Here is a 14,243-nt window from a genome sequence, read left to right as displayed (position 1 = left end):
AATCGCTCGGAGACGCGGGTGGCGGCTTTTGCGCGAGGCAGTTCTGGACCTGTCCGCCGAGCCAGGCCGCTGCAATCAATGCGATGAACAAACCGGCCCGCATCGTTCCGCAGACCCTCATTGTTCAACCTGCTCGGTCAGCCCACTCTTGGGCGTGAGATGCTCCGGGAAACTGCACCTGCCGCGTCCGAAGCAAGACCGAGGCTAGAGCTCGGCCTTCCAACGCGCCCGGGGCGGCAGCGTTCCGTAGTAATGCCTGCAGCAGGACCTTGCCGCTAGCTCTATCGTCAGTTCGTGCTCGCTCCGCAGGTGTGCTCCCGCTGCGGGGCGAGGGAAGCCCTTCGTGGCAAGCGCCGCTGCAGCCTAGTCCATCCCCTCGTCGGGAATGTTCAATACGGTCCCGCAAGCCTTGCAATGCACCGCGTCGACGTCATGGCGCTGGAGGGCACAGACCGGGCAGGGAAAGCGCACCTTCGAGGGCGCGAGCAGGGCTTTGGCGAGATTCAGGAACAGGGTCACGCCGAAGATCATGATGACGACGGTGATCAGGCGCCCGACGGTGCCGGGCAAGGTGATGTCGCCGAAACCGGTCGTGGTCAGTGCGGTGACCGTGAAGTAGAGCGCGTCGGCATAATTGGCGATCTGGTGGTTGTGGGACTTCTGGGTCTCGTAGACGATCCCCGTCATCACGAAGATGAACACGCCCAGGTTCGCGACGGCGAAGACGACCTCCTCGTTTCGGCGGAAGAAGGCGCTGTCGACCCGGAGCCGCGCCACCATCTGATAGTCGCGCAGCAGCCGCAATGTTCGAAATGCACGCAGGAAGCCGCCGGCTTCTCCGGCGAGCGGCGCCAGGAAGGAAATGATCACGACGATATCGGTCCAGGTCGAAAGCCGCGCGAGGTCATGCAGCGGCTGACGACTGATGATCATCCGTGCCGAGAAGTCCGCAAGGATCAGCACACCGAACACGACATCGAGCGACTCGATGACCCTGTTGCGCGGCAGGAACGACGTCGCAATGATGAACAGGACCGTGACGATGTCGAGCACGAGCAAGGCGTAGCGGAATTTGATGCAGCCGAACGTGTCGCCTTCGTAGAGTTGCCTGATCCGGTCTTTCAGGACCTCGAACGGGGCGGCGACGGCGCCGAGCAGCCCATGTCCCTTTGCGTTGTTGCGAACAAACACCATGGTCAGCGACCGCCGCGCCTGTGCCGGTAGTCTATCCTTCCGAAGGATCGAGCACTTCGCCGATCTTGTGAACGGCGACATTGATCGACATGCCCAGATAGTCGCCGGGATCGCCGAACCACGAGCCGGCCAGCGGCACGGCCTGGCCCGGATGCCGCGCAATCGCGACCGGGATGAGATCGAAGCCGGCGCTCAGGCTGTTGGTTGGATCGTAGTCCAGCCAGCCGGCGCCAGGCAGAAACACCTGCACCCATGCGTGGGTCGCGCCGGCGCCGGTCATGCCCACGGCGCCGCCGTCGAGCGCGGCGTCGTAGAGATAGCCGCTGACGAAACGCGCAGCAAAGCCGAGCCTGCGCAACGTCTCGATCATCAGCCAGGCAAAATCCCGGCAGGTCCCTGATCTCGTGCGCAGCGTCTCGCCAGGGGACTGGGTGCCTTCCGTCTCTCGCCCGCGATAGCTGAACTCGCTGCGAAACATCCCAAGCATTCGTCGCAGCACGTCGGCAGTCCGGTCCTGATCGCCGGCAACGAAGCTCTTGGTCCAGGCCGCATGGCTGCCGTCCGGATCGTCGGCATGCGGACGCAGATAGCCTGCAAGGTCGGTCCACTCATCCGGCGTATACTGCACGGGGACTTCCTCGGCACGGGACTCCAGCGGGAACGATTCCAGGCCCTTGATGCCGAAATAGAGGCCGCGAACCTTGAAGGTGAATGTCAGTTCGCTGCCGGGCTCGCTGAAGTCCATCACCGTGACGGCATTGGAGCGGGAATCGGTGACCCAATGGACCTTCGACGGCACGTTGGTCGAAGCGGACCAGCGAAGCAGCCGGGTCGAGGCGCCGCGCCGCGGCAGGAACATGGCCCGGTGCGTGCCGAACGTCACCGGCTTGGCATAGCGGTAGGTCGTGGTGTGCGTGATCTCGCCGATGATCGCCATGCACCGATCCGCTTCGCGTTGCGGCGCGCGTTGAGCGCCTGCCCACACGGGAAGAGCGGATTTGAGCTTTCGGTCTGGCGACGCCTGCCCATTGATCTAGATCAACGTCGCCTGGGATCCTCTGGCTTCACCTCGAACGATCACACTTTCCTTCAGACCTTGCTACGCGAATTGACCGATTGGAGCGATCGAATGGGTATCATTTGGACGATCATCATCGGATTCATCGTTGGACTCGTCGCGAAGTTCATCATGCCGGGCGACAAGTCCGAGCCCAAGGGGTTCATCTTGACGACGGTTCTGGGAATCATCGGCGCGTTCGTTGCGACCTGGCTCGGCCAGGCCGTGGGATGGTATCGGTTCGGGGAGGGTGCCGGCTTCATCGGCAGCGTGGTCGGTGCCATCATCCTCCTGTTTCTGTACGGGCTTGTGATGGGTCGTCAGGGGCGCGCCTGATCGGTCCACATGATCGGCGGCATGAAAATCAATCTGCCAGCTGTCGCGATGCTCGCGTTGCTCGTGTCGGGACCGGCACAAGCCGCAGCGCTCAGCGACGCCGAGGCGACGTTCCTCGACCAGCTCGTCACCGCATCGGTGGTGCTGGAGCAGCGATGCGACGGTTACGAGGTCGACGGCAGCGGCGGCGTTCAACTCGGCGCCCGGCTGATCGGCAGCCCCGAGGCCGCGATGGCGATGATCGATGCCTATGCCGCGGCCATCAAGGCCCGCGACGGCGAGAGCTACGATCCCGGCAAATTCCGCCCCGAAGTGTCCGACGCGGCCGGCAAAACGTTCCGGCGCGTCCGCGCGGACTTGATCAATGATCCGAAACGGGCCTGCGCCGCCTATGGCGATGCCGGTGTGGATCGCGGCCTGCTGAGGCGGTATTGAACGTGCGTGTGAGGTAGCGCCGATCCGCACCATCTGCGAACCTTGAGCGGCGGGACGGGTAGGGTTGCATCACATCCAGCCAGCGCTTGGGAGGCGTTGATGGCCATCCTGTATTTCGACGAAGCTGAGGTCGGCAGATTGCGGACGGCGGGCCCGTATCAGGTATCGAAGGACGAGATCATTGAATTTGCCAAGAAGTTCGACCCGCAGCCCTTTCATGTAGATGAGGAAGCTGCCGCACGCTCGGTCTTTGCGGGGCTGACGGCATCAAGTGCTTACACCTTCGCAATCCTCATTTCATTGTTAAGCAAGACACAGCCGTTCTCGCTTCGTGTCCTGGCCGGGCTCGGTTTTGATGAACTCAGGTTGCCCACGCCGGTGCGCCCGGGAGACGAGCTTGGTCTTGATGTGACGATTCTGGAGAAGCACGAAACCAAGTCGCATTCCGACAGGGGTATCGTCCGCAACCAGATCCATCTCCATAATCAAAAGCGTGAAATCGTGCTGCAATGTATCGGCACAGTCCTCGTCGCGCGCCGGCCGGTCGCTAGCTCCTGAGACGTCGAAGCGAAACTCTACCGCCGCGCCTCCTCCCCCGCGATCCGCGCCAGATAATCCGCCTTGCTGAACTGCATGTGATCCACACAAAGCTGCGCCAGCGCCCAGCTGTCGCGGCCCTTCAGCAGCTCGATCATCAATTCGTGCTGGCGGCGCGATTGCGCGAGGCCCTCGCGGTCGGCGAGGTTCTTCGCGCGCATCGGCAGCGTCAGGTTCATGTAGTCCTGCAGCGAGCGCACCAGATAGGGATTGCCGCAGGCCGAGAACAGCGCGACGTGGAACGCGTCGTTGGCTTCGTGGATGCCGCGCATGTCGCGTATGTCTGCCTTCGCGCAATACTGCTTCTGCAAGGCGGTCAGCTCGTCGATCAGGGCTTGCGGCGCGGGCAGGGGGATCATCAGCGCGGCCTGCCGCGTCAGCATCTCCCGGACCTCGTAGATCTGCCGGACCTCCTCGGCCGAATAGAACCGCACGGTGGCGCCGACATTCTTCTCGCGGCGGACGATGCCGCGGCGCTCGGCATCGACCAGCGCCTGGCGCACGAAATGGCGCGAGGTGCCGTAGCGCGACATCAGCGCGTCTTCGGTCAGGCGCGCGCCCGGCGGCAGACGGCCGAAGATGATGTCCTCCTCGAGCCGCGCGACGACGTCATCCGGATCGTCGCGCCGGACCGGCATGCTGTCTGCGGTGCGAATGTCGGACATGCCCTCAGCCTCCGGCCGCTCGCCGGTCCGCCCTGTGGAGCAGGGAAGGAACAGATTGTCAATAATTCGCGCCCCATGTGGCGCTCAAGGCCAGAAGGCGCGACAATATGGACCAATCTTATTGACAATCGAGGGGCAGGCTGTACCACAATGGCAACGTAGGGAGTTGGCATGATGACGAGTGGTCTGCGCAAGGGTCTGACGAGCTATGGCGATGCCGGCTTCTCGCTGTTCCTGCGCAAGGCTTTCATCAAGGCCATGGGCTATTCCGACGACGCGCTGGAGCGCCCGATCGTCGGCATCACCAACACCTATAGCGACTACAATCCCTGCCACGGCAACGTCCCGCAGATCATCGAAGCCGCCAAGCGCGGCGTGATGCTGTCGGGCGCGATGCCGTTCGTGTTCCCGACCATCTCGATCGCCGAGAGCTTTGCGCATCCGACCTCGATGTATCTGCGCAACCTGATGGCGATGGACACCGAGGAGATGATCCGGGCCCAGCCGATGGATTCGGTGATCGTGATCGGCGGCTGCGACAAGACTCTTCCTGCACAGGTGATGGCCGCGATCAGCGCCGATTTGCCGACCGTGGTCATTCCCGTCGGCCCCATGGTGGTCGGCCATCACAAGGGCGAGGTGCTTGGCGCCTGCACCGACTGCCGCCGGCTCTGGGCGAAATATCGCGCCGGCGACATGGACGATGCCGAGATCGAGGCCGTCAACGGACGCCTCGCGCCATCGGTCGGCACCTGCATGGTGATGGGCACGGCCTCGACCATGGCCTGCATGATCGAAGCCATGGGCCTGTCGCTGCCAATGAGCGCGACGATCCCCGCGCCGCATGCCGAGCGCTTCCGTCTCGCCGAAGCCAGCGGCAGGGTTGCCGCCGAGATGGCCAAGACCAAGGGGCCGAAGCCGAGCGAGCTGCTGACGCCGGCCTCCTTCAAGAACGCACAGGTCGTGCTCCAGGCGATTGGCGGCTCGACCAACGGCCTGATCCATCTCACCGCGATGGCGCATCGCTCGCCGCATCGGCTCGACCTCGAAGTGTTCGACCAGATCGGCCGCGAGGTGCCGGTGCTGGTCGATCTCAAGCCGTCCGGCGAGCACTACATGGAGCATTTCCACCACGCCGGCGGCGTCCCGAAGCTGCTGGCGCAGCTCGGCGATCTCGTCGATCTCGACGCCAGGACCATCAGCGGCCAGACGCTGCGCGATGTCGTCGCCAATGCCGAGGACGTGCCCGGCCAGGACGCGATCCGCTCGCGCGACAATCCGATCAAGAAGGAGGGCGGCCTCGCCATCCTGCACGGCAATCTCGCGCCTCGCGGCGCGGTCATCAAGCAGTCGGCCGCGAGCCCGAAGCTGCTGCAGCATACCGGGCGCGCGGTGGTGTTCGAATCCGTCGAGGACATGACCCTGCGGGTCGACGATCCCGATCTCGACGTGAACTCCGATGACGTGCTGGTGCTGCGCAATGCCGGCCCGAAGGGCGCGCCGGGCATGCCGGAGGCGGGCTACTTGCCGATCCCGAAAAAACTCGCGCGCGGCGGCACGAAGGACATGGTGCGTATTTCCGACGCGCGCATGAGCGGCACCGCGTTCGGCACCATCGTGCTCCACATCACGCCGGAATCCGCCGTCGGCGGACCGCTGGCGCTGGTGCAGAACGGCGACATGATCAGCCTCGACGTGGCCAGGCGCAGCATCGAGCTGCTGGTCGATGCCGCCGAGCTGGAGCGGCGACGCGCGGCGTTGAAGCCGGCGGCTGCGCCGGACGAGCCCAAGCGAGGTTACGCCTGGCTATTCGACAAGACCATCTTGCAGGCCGACGAGGGCTGCGACTTCGACTTCATGCAGAGGACTGGACCAAAGACGGATTAACACTCGAACGAACGCTCAGACCGCACAAGCGGCGGGCGATAAAACAGGGGGAAACGATGATTGCACGATCCATGCGTGGGCTCGCGGCCGTCGCCGCCATGCTTTTCGTCACGGGGGCCGGGGCGCAGGAGGTGAAGCATTATCGCTTCGCCTACGACCAGCCACGCAACACCGGCTATTCGATCGCGGGCGACCTGTTTGCCGACAAGCTCAAGGAATTGAGCAAGGGCACCATGATCATCGACCAGTATCCCGGCGCGCAGCTCGGGCAGGAGCCGCAGGTGCTCCAGCTGGTGAAGGCCGGCGACGTCGAATTCGCCATCATCTCCTCCGCCAACACCGCGACGATCTCGCCGCAGGCCGGCGTGATGTCGCTGCACTTCCTGTTCCGCGACGAGAACCACGTCATCAAGGGCCTCGCCGATCCCCGCGTGTTCGAAGCGCTCAAGACCATGATCGACGAGACCACGCAGGGCCTGCACGTGATCGCGACCGGCTCGCAAGGCGTGCGCCACATGTATTCGAAGCGGGAGATCCACAATGTGGCTGATATCAAGGGGCTGAAGGTCCGCGTGCAGGCGACCGCGACCGAGGACACCATGTTCCCGGCCTACGGCGCCCAAACCGTGCACATGCCGTTTGGCAGCGTCTACACCAGCTTGCAGACCGGCGTCGTCGACGTCGCCGAGAACAGCATCAACGTCTACCTCGTCAACAAGCATTACGAGGTCGCGCCCGTCCTCAACATCACCGAGCATGAAGCCAACAACGCGCTGGTGTTCATCTCCGACAAGCTCTGGCAGAGCCTCACGCCCGAGCAGAAGGGATGGGTGCAGACCGCGGCCAACGAGATCAGCTCCAAGGAGCCGGCCAAGGCGTTCGAGCTCGAACGCACCGCGGCCGAGAAGCTGAAGAAGATGGGCGTCAAGGTCGTCGATAACGTCGACAAGAAGAGTTTTACGGCGATCGCCGATCCCTATCTCGACAAGCTCGCCAAGGAGCTCGGCCCGCACGCCGAGAAGATCAAGAATTTGATCCGGTCGATCAATTAAGACGACGGCAGACGGTGCGCTCCCTCTCCCGCTTGCGGGAGAGGGTAGGGGAGAGGGTGCCTCCGCAGTGGGATTCCCAATGAGGAGAGAGCCCTCACCCGGCGCTTCGCGCCGACCTCTCCCGCAAGCGGGAGAGGTTAAACCGATCCGCAGTAGCCGATCCAAATTGATATCATTCCGCACGAGACCACGACGACGAGGACGTAAATGCCCATCGCCGACAAACTGCTCGTTCGCCGTCAACGCCACCTGAAATGGCGCGCGCTCGACTGGCTCGAGCTTACCCTGATGATCCTCTGCGGCCTGCTCTGTTTCGGCTTCTCGCTGTCGGTCACCGCCGACATTGTCACCCGCACCATCGGCCATCCCTGGCTGTGGCTGCAGGAGGTGACGTCGACACTGTTCATCTACGCGATCTTCATCGGCACCGCGGCGGCGACAAGGCGCAACGACCACCTCTATCTCACCGCGATCTCCGAGGCGATGCACGGCACGTCGCGGCTCATCGTCGAGGTCCTCATCCGTCTCGTCGTGCTCGGCGTCGCCTTCTGCCTGATCTGGTACGGCTATCAGAATTATCTGCGCGGCTTCGGCAGCTTCCGCTTGCCGTCGGGTACGCCGATCGCTTCGCTCTACGCGATCATCCCGCTGTCGGGCGTGCTGATCGGCCTGTTCACCATCGAGCAGCTCGTCAACGGCCTGCGCAACGGCTTTGACCGCCCCGAGCCGCCCGAGGAGGATGGGGCGCCTGTCGTCACCGACGCGCAGATGAGGGCGCAGCCGTGAGCGCACCTGTTGTCCTCGCCTTGATGTCGATCTGCTTCCTGTCGTTCGGCTATCTCGGCGTGCCCGTACCGTTCTCTCTGATGGCCGGCGTGTTCATTGGCGCGATCCTGTCGGACGTCTCGCTCGCCGCGATCATCCAGAAGATCTTTGACGGCGTCGATTCCGAGGCGCTGCTGGCGATCCCGTTCTTCCTTCTGGTCGGTGAGCTCATGAGCTCGGCCAATGTGGTGGTGCGAATAGCCAATCTCTCGGTGTCGCTGGTCGGGCACATCAGGGGCGGGCTGTCGCAGGTCGTGGTCGTCTTCAGCATGTTCTTCTCGGAAATGTCCGGCTCGACCACGGCCGACGTCGCGGTAATGAGCCGCGCGCTGGGCGGCCCGATGAAGCGCGAGGGCTATGAGCCCGCCTTCATCGCCGCCATCATCGCCTCCGCCTCGACCATCGCCGCGCTGGTGCCGCCGAGCATTACGGCCGTGGTTTACGGCGCGGTCGGCAACGTCTCCATTGCCGGCCTGTTCATGGCCGGCGTCGTGCCCGGCCTGATGATCGGCTTCGGGCTGATGATCTACTGCTATTTCTTCGGTCCGTCGGGCTTGCGCAAACCGCGCGCGCCGCTGCGCCAGGTGGTGTTCGCGGCGGGCGACGCCGCTCTGCCGCTGATGATCCCGGTGATTCTGCTGGGCGGCATCCTCACCGGCTGGTTCACGCCGACGGAAGCCGGCGTCGTCGCCGTGGTCTGGATCATCCTGGTCGTGATCCCCGCGCTCAACCGTGGCCACATCAGGAAGATCCCGTACGATTTCTGCCTCGCCGGCCTGATCTTCTCGCTGCCGCTGATCACCATCGGCGCGGCCAACGCCTTCGGCTGGATGCTCGCCTATTTGCGCGGTGCCAGTTACATTGCGGACATGATCACCTCGATCGCGGGTAACGACCCGCATCTGATCATGCTGCTGATGGTGCTGCTGTTCACCGTGGTCGGCGATTTCATCGAGCCGGTGCCGACCATCATCATCTTCATGCCGCTGGTGAATGCGCTCACCGAGGCCGGCGAGATCAACGGCGTCCACATGGGCGTGGTGCTGATCGCGACGCTCGCCTTCGGCCTGATCACGCCGCCTTATGGGCTGGTGCTGCTGATGGCCTCGAAATTCGTCGGCATCAGCTTTGCGAAAGCGCTGCGCGCGGCGCTACCAATCTACCTTGTGTTCTTCGCCACCATCGCGTTCGCGATCTACTTCCCGAGCGTCGTGCTGTGGCTGCCGCGGCACGTGCTCCCCGAGTCGGTCGGCTGCTTCAAGTCGCCGGCGGGGACGGGCTATATCTGTCCGCAATAGCGACTTGCTCGATGCGCCAGTCGGCTCCCTCGCGCACGTAGCGGAACGGCGTGCCGTGGCTGTTCTTGAAGTAGCTGCCGCACAGCGCGTTCGCCATGGCCTGCATCACCGCGTCATGGCAAACGAACAGGAGGTCGTCGCCGGGATAGCGGTCGAGCCATTTGGAGACACAGGCCAGCGAACGTTCGGCCATGGAATCCCAGCTCTCGCCGTCGGCCGGCAGGATCGAGACGAGGCCCGTCGCCGAGGTGACGCCGTGCTTGATCATGAGGTCGCGGACGGGCAGGCCCTCGAAGCTGCCGAAATCGAACTCGATGATGCCGTCGTCGATCGCGAGCGGAACCGAGATTGCGTCCGCGATGATCTCGGCCGTCCGCGACGCGCGCACCAGGGGGCTTGCAACGATGCGGTTGATGCCGATATCGCGCAACATGTGCGCGGCCTCGTGCGCCTGCCGCAGGCCATCCTCGTTCAGCGGATTATCGGTCCGGCCCTGGAACAGCCCCTTGCGATTCCAGTCGGTCGCGCCGTGACGAAGGCCGTAGAAACTGCGCGCGGGTTTCACTTCGACTTGCTCGTGAATTTCTTCACAGCGGTGCGGAACTCCTCAGTGTTCATCGCCATGACGATCTTGTGCTCCTCGGCATCCAGCTGCTGCTTCACCGGCGTGGCGGCGGCCTGGTAGACCAGCTGCTTGGTGCCCGCGATCGCCGCCGGCGGATTCTGCGCCAGGCGCTCGGCGAGTTGTCGCGTCGCCGCCTTCAGCTCCGCGGCGGGAACGGTCTTGGCGACGAGACCCCATTCATGGGCCTGCTGCGCGGTAAAATTGTCCTCGGCGAGGAAGATCTGCAGGGCGCGGCGGGAGCCGACCGTGCCGACGATGCCGACGGTGGAGCCGCCGTCCGGCGACACGCCGATCTTGGCATAGGCCGGCGTGAATTTGGCGTCTTCGGCGGCGATGCAGAGGTCGGTGACGAAGGCGAGGCCCATGCCGGCGCCGGCGGCCGAGCCGTGCACGCTCGACAGCGAGATCTTCGGCATGCGCCTGATGATCTCGATGAAGGCGTGGTAGTGCTTCAAGAGCTCGCCGACGACCGGCGTCACCGTGCCCGCTTCGGCCGCAGCGCCGATCGTCTGGAGATCCCCGCCGGCCGAGAAGGCGCGGCCCTCGCCCTCGATCACCAGAACCCTGATTGCGCTATCACCCTCGATATAGGCCGCGAGCTGCTCGAGCTTCTGCGCGATCGGAAGGTTGATCGAGTTGAACGCTGTGGGGCGGTTGAGCGTGATGGTTGCGATCGGGCCGTCGATCCGCAGCAAGGCGGGATCGTCGGGCTTTGAGAGGGGAGCTGGCATCTGGAATATCTCCGGCAGGAGGTCGTTGTCGCAACTAAATCGCAGATGGCTGGGGGAGACAATCCCCGGTCGCCGCCCTTGCGTAACGCGAAACGATAGGCTCAAATGGCCCCGCCTTCGCCAAGGGACGGACACGAGCGCCGGATCCTCGTAAGGCCAGCAAACCAAAATCAGCGAGAGAGGAGACGACATGGGTGACGCTCGTGTCTCCGGAAGTGGACTGCTGCAATGACTGGTCCGGTGATCATCGTCGGGGCCGGCCATGGCGGCTATCAGGTCGCGGCATCGCTGCGCCAGGCGGGTTTTGCCGAGCCTATCAGCCTGATCAATGACGAGGCGCATCTGCCCTATCAGCGGCCGCCGCTGTCCAAGGGCTACATCAAGGGCTCGGCCGGGCCGGAGAGCCTGATGTTCCGCCCCGAGAAGTTTTACCAGGACCAGAAGATCGAGCTGATCGCCGGCCGCGCCGTGTCGATCGACCGCGCCGCGCACAAAGTCCTCCTCGCATCCGGCGAAACGTTGCCTTACGGCCATCTCGTGCTGGCCACCGGCGCGCGCAACCGGCTGCTTGACCTGCCCAACGCCAATCTGCCCGACGTGAAATACTTGCGCATCCTCGACGACAGCGAGGCGCTGCGACAGATCATGCCGTCGAAGACGCGCGCCGTGATCATCGGCGCCGGCTTCATTGGCCTCGAATTCGCCTCCACCGCGCGGATCAAGGGCCTCGAGGTCGACGTGCTCGAGCTCGCCCCGCGCGTGATGGCGCGCGCGGTGACGGCGGAGGTCTCGGAATATTTTCAGGACCGCCACCGCGAGGTCGGCATACGCATCCATCTCGGCGTGCAGGCAACCTCCATCGAAGCCGAGAACGGCAAGGTCACCGGCGTGTCCTTGAGCGACGGCCGGCATCTGCCCGCCGATCTCGTCGTGGTCGGCGTCGGCGTGCTGCCGAACATCGAGCTCGCGGCCGAGGCGGGGCTGCCGGTCGCGGCCGGCATCATCGTCGACGAATATCTGTCGACGGCCGACCCTGACATCTCCGCGATCGGCGATTGCGCGCTGTTCGCAAGCCCGCGCTTCGGCGGCTCGCTGCGGCTGGAATCGGTGCAGAACGCCACCGACCACGCCCGCTGCCTCGCCGCACGCCTGACCGGCGACAAGAAGCCGTACGACAGCCATCCCTGGTTCTGGAGCGACCAGGGCGATGACAAGCTCCAGATCGCCGGCCTCACCACCGGTTACGACCGCGTCGTGCTGCGCGGCGATCCCGCCAGGAAGGCGTTTTCCGCGTTCTGCTATCACGGCGACAGACTGCTCGGCATCGAATCGATCAACCGCGCCGGCGATCACATGTTCGGCCGAAGATTGCAGAGCATGGACCGCTCGATCACGCCGGAGCAGGCCGCGGATGAAAGCTTCGACCTGAAGAGCGCGCTGGCGTGAGTTTTCTCCCTCTCCCCGCTTGCGGGGCCGCGACGAGCTTCGCTCGCGCTGAGAGGGCAGGGGTGAGGGGCTCTATCCGCAGATGAGATGATCGTGAGACCTGTACCCCCTCACCCGAATTGCATCTGCGATGCAATCCGACCTCTCCCCGCAGGCGGGGAGAGGTGAAGAAAGCGCTCGCGCTACAAGATTGCCCTAACCTCCGCGGCCGTCGGCATCGACGGCCCGGCGCCCATGCGCTGCACGCTGATCGAGGCGGCGGCGTTGGCGAAGGCGAGGGCGGCGCGCAACGCGGCGCCTTCGGCCAGTTGCGAGGCGACCGCGCCGACGAAACAATCGCCGGCGCCTGTCGTGTCGACCGCCGTCACTGCGCGCCCCTGCACCGCAATCTCCTCGCGCCCCGCCAGCGCGAGCAGGCCGCGCTTGCCGAGCGTGATGCAGATGGTCTGGTTCTCGCGCGCCTGAAGGTGTCGCGCGACCTCGATGATCCGCGCCGCCTCGTCGCTGTCAGAGAGTTCGGTGCCCGCAAGGAAACCGAGCTCGGTCTCGTTCAGCACGAGAATGTCGACCAGCGCGAGCAACTCGTCCGACATCTTCTGCGCCGGCGCCGGGTTGAGCATGGTCACGGCGCCAGCCTCACGCGCCCGCGCGAAGAACGCGGCAATCGTCGGCAGCGGGATCTCGAACTGGCTGACCGCGACGTCGCCCTTCAGCAGCGGCACGACGCTGACGTCGTCCGCGCTGACCAAGCCATTGCTGCCGGGAATGACGACGATGGTGTTGTCGGCCTCCGCCACCGTGATGATCGCGGTGCCGGTGTGGGCGTCCGCCGTCTCCTTGACATAGCCGAGATCGATGCCCTGCGCTCCGAGGAAGGCGCGCAGCTCGGCCCCGAACGCATCCTTGCCCAGCCTTCCGATCAGCGTCGTTGACGCGCCGAGCCGTGCCGCCGCGACCGCCTGGTTCGCGCCCTTGCCGCCCGGAAAATACAGCACCTGTTTTCCTGCGACGGTCTCGCCGACGCGCGGGTGGCGATCGGCCGTCGCCACCACATCCATGTTGATGCTGCCGGCGACGAAGACGCGCCCCATAACGTCCCTCGCGAAGTCTAGACTCGAACCTCGAACTCGTGCCTGACCTTGGCGATGTCGACAAGCGTCGGCAGGCCCGCCTCGTTGCCGAGGCGCTGGATCTTGTAGGTCGAGGCGGCGCGGGCAAAGTCGAAATGCTCGCGCCAGCTTTTGCCGGGATGGGCCAGATAAGAATAGACATAGGCGCCGTGGAAGACATCGCCGGCGCCGTTGGTGTCGATCACGCGCTCGCGCGGGATCGGCATTGCCGGCATCACCTGAACCGTCCCGGTCTCGTCGTACCAGAGCAGGCCCTTCTCACCCATGGTGACGCCGCCGATCTTGCAGCCGCGGCTCTTGAGATAATCGAGCATCTTCTCCGGCGTCAGATCCATCTGCTCGCAGAGACGTTCGGCAACGATCGCGACGTCGATGAATTCCAAGAGCTCATGCGTGTTGGTGCGCAGGCCGCCGCCGTCGAGCGAGGTCAAAATGCCGGCCTCGCGGCACACCTTGGCGTAGTGGATCGCGGCGTCCGGCTGATGGCCGTCGACATGCAGCGCGCGGCAGCCGCCGAGATTGAGCATCGGAAAAGGGTGGATGTGCTCGTCGTCGCGGCAGCGGACGATGGCGCGCTTGCCGTCCTTGGGCATGATGAAGGACAGCGAGGACTGGTTCACCTTCCGCCCGTGCAGCGAGATCGCGTATTTCGCGCACATGTCCTGGAACATGCGCCCCAGCCAGTCATTGGCCGCGGTCGCGATCAGGTCGGGCACGATGCCGAGCTTGGCGCAGCAGAACGCCGCCGTCACCGCATTGCCGCCGAAGGAGACCGCGTAGTCCTTGGCCACGTGCTTTTCGTCGCCGGTCGGCATGTGGTCGGTGATGAAGACGACGTCGATATAGGTCTGTCCGATGAAGAGAGCCTGCATTGCTTGTCCGTGATGCGCTTGTGGTCCCGGCCGGCGCACTTACTCTAGCACCGGTTCCGCGTCTGAGACGCTGAAATTATTCGCAAAACCGCC

At 64.5% G+C, this 14,243-nt stretch carries 15 protein-coding genes; 8 read left to right on the top strand and 7 right to left on the bottom strand.

The features are described from left to right. Positions 1-363: 363 nt before the first annotated feature. Positions 364-1,194, bottom strand: coding sequence for a potassium channel family protein (locus BRAGE_RS0124660; protein WP_181411689.1), 831 nt, complete (start codon positions 1,192-1,194; stop codon positions 364-366). Positions 1,195-1,225: 31 nt separating this feature from the next. Then, on the bottom strand, positions 1,226-2,131 hold the full coding sequence (locus tag BRAGE_RS0124655; RefSeq protein WP_027558516.1) for a transglutaminase family protein: 906 nt from the start codon (positions 2,129-2,131) through the stop codon (positions 1,226-1,228). A gap of 192 nt (positions 2,132-2,323) precedes the next feature. Here BRAGE_RS0124655 and BRAGE_RS0124650 point away from each other — a divergent pair, with 192 nt between their 5' ends. From BRAGE_RS0124650 to BRAGE_RS0124640, 3 genes are all read left to right on the top strand, one after another. Next, positions 2,324-2,587 (top strand): GlsB/YeaQ/YmgE family stress response membrane protein, encoded by a 264-nt coding sequence (locus BRAGE_RS0124650; protein WP_027558517.1) that lies wholly within the window; start codon positions 2,324-2,326, stop codon positions 2,585-2,587. 21 nt (positions 2,588-2,608) lie between these two features. After that, positions 2,609-3,022: a hypothetical protein gene (locus BRAGE_RS0124645; RefSeq protein ID WP_027558518.1), complete on the top strand. Its 414-nt coding sequence runs from the start codon at positions 2,609-2,611 to the stop codon at positions 3,020-3,022. Positions 3,023-3,121: 99 nt separating this feature from the next. Continuing rightward, entirely contained in the window at positions 3,122-3,580 is a 459-nt protein-coding gene (locus BRAGE_RS0124640; protein ID WP_051377995.1) for a MaoC/PaaZ C-terminal domain-containing protein, read from the top strand. 17 nt (positions 3,581-3,597) lie between these two features. Here the strand turns inward: BRAGE_RS0124640 and BRAGE_RS0124635 are convergent, their stop codons facing one another. Then, positions 3,598-4,284: a GntR family transcriptional regulator gene (locus tag BRAGE_RS0124635; RefSeq protein WP_027558520.1), complete on the bottom strand. Its 687-nt coding sequence runs from the start codon at positions 4,282-4,284 to the stop codon at positions 3,598-3,600. Between the two features lie 174 nt (positions 4,285-4,458). Here BRAGE_RS0124635 and BRAGE_RS0124630 point away from each other — a divergent pair, with 174 nt between their 5' ends. The 4 genes from BRAGE_RS0124630 (at position 4,459) to BRAGE_RS0124615 (ending at position 9,346) form a co-directional block, all read left to right on the top strand. Further along, positions 4,459-6,171, top strand: a complete 1,713-nt coding sequence (locus BRAGE_RS0124630; protein WP_035731450.1) for an IlvD/Edd family dehydratase — start codon at positions 4,459-4,461, stop codon at positions 6,169-6,171. 56 nt (positions 6,172-6,227) lie between these two features. After that, complete coding sequence (locus BRAGE_RS0124625) at positions 6,228-7,223, top strand: TRAP transporter substrate-binding protein (RefSeq protein WP_027558522.1); 996 nt, start codon at positions 6,228-6,230, stop codon at positions 7,221-7,223. Positions 7,224-7,430: 207 nt separating this feature from the next. Further along, complete coding sequence (locus BRAGE_RS0124620) at positions 7,431-8,009, top strand: TRAP transporter small permease (protein WP_027558523.1); 579 nt, start codon at positions 7,431-7,433, stop codon at positions 8,007-8,009. Next, a complete protein-coding gene (locus BRAGE_RS0124615; RefSeq protein WP_027558524.1) occupies positions 8,006-9,346 on the top strand; it encodes a TRAP transporter large permease in 1,341 nt (446 codons plus the stop codon). Before BRAGE_RS0124620 ends, BRAGE_RS0124615 begins: the two co-directional genes overlap by 4 nt. Here BRAGE_RS0124615 and BRAGE_RS0124610 read toward each other — a convergent pair. Then, complete coding sequence (locus BRAGE_RS0124610; protein ID WP_027558525.1) at positions 9,306-9,911, bottom strand: histidine phosphatase family protein; 606 nt, start codon at positions 9,909-9,911, stop codon at positions 9,306-9,308. The two genes, BRAGE_RS0124615 and BRAGE_RS0124610, sit on opposite strands and share 41 nt — an antisense overlap. After that, a complete protein-coding gene (locus BRAGE_RS0124605) occupies positions 9,908-10,702 on the bottom strand; it encodes an enoyl-CoA hydratase/isomerase family protein (protein ID WP_027558526.1) in 795 nt (264 codons plus the stop codon). Before BRAGE_RS0124605 ends, BRAGE_RS0124610 begins: the two co-directional genes overlap by 4 nt. Positions 10,703-10,930: 228 nt before the next feature. Here BRAGE_RS0124605 and BRAGE_RS0124600 point away from each other — a divergent pair, with 228 nt between their 5' ends. Beyond that, on the top strand, positions 10,931-12,148 hold the full coding sequence (locus BRAGE_RS0124600; protein ID WP_027558527.1) for an NAD(P)/FAD-dependent oxidoreductase: 1,218 nt from the start codon (positions 10,931-10,933) through the stop codon (positions 12,146-12,148). Between the two features lie 182 nt (positions 12,149-12,330). On the opposite strand, the gene rbsK is transcribed toward BRAGE_RS0124600, so the two are convergent. After that, entirely contained in the window at positions 12,331-13,239 is a 909-nt protein-coding gene (gene rbsK / locus BRAGE_RS0124595; RefSeq protein WP_027558528.1) for a ribokinase, read from the bottom strand. Positions 13,240-13,256: 17 nt separating this feature from the next. Further along, a complete protein-coding gene (locus BRAGE_RS0124590) occupies positions 13,257-14,150 on the bottom strand; it encodes a sugar kinase (RefSeq protein ID WP_027558529.1) in 894 nt (297 codons plus the stop codon). Positions 14,151-14,243 lie beyond the last annotated feature (93 nt).

Origin of the sequence: Bradyrhizobium genosp. SA-4 str. CB756, assembly GCF_000473125.1 — a bacterium.
Taxonomy (GTDB): domain Bacteria; phylum Pseudomonadota; class Alphaproteobacteria; order Rhizobiales; family Xanthobacteraceae; genus Bradyrhizobium; species Bradyrhizobium arachidis.
The sequence above is the reverse complement of the archived record's forward strand: the minus strand, read 5'-3'. Positions and strand labels throughout refer to the sequence as shown.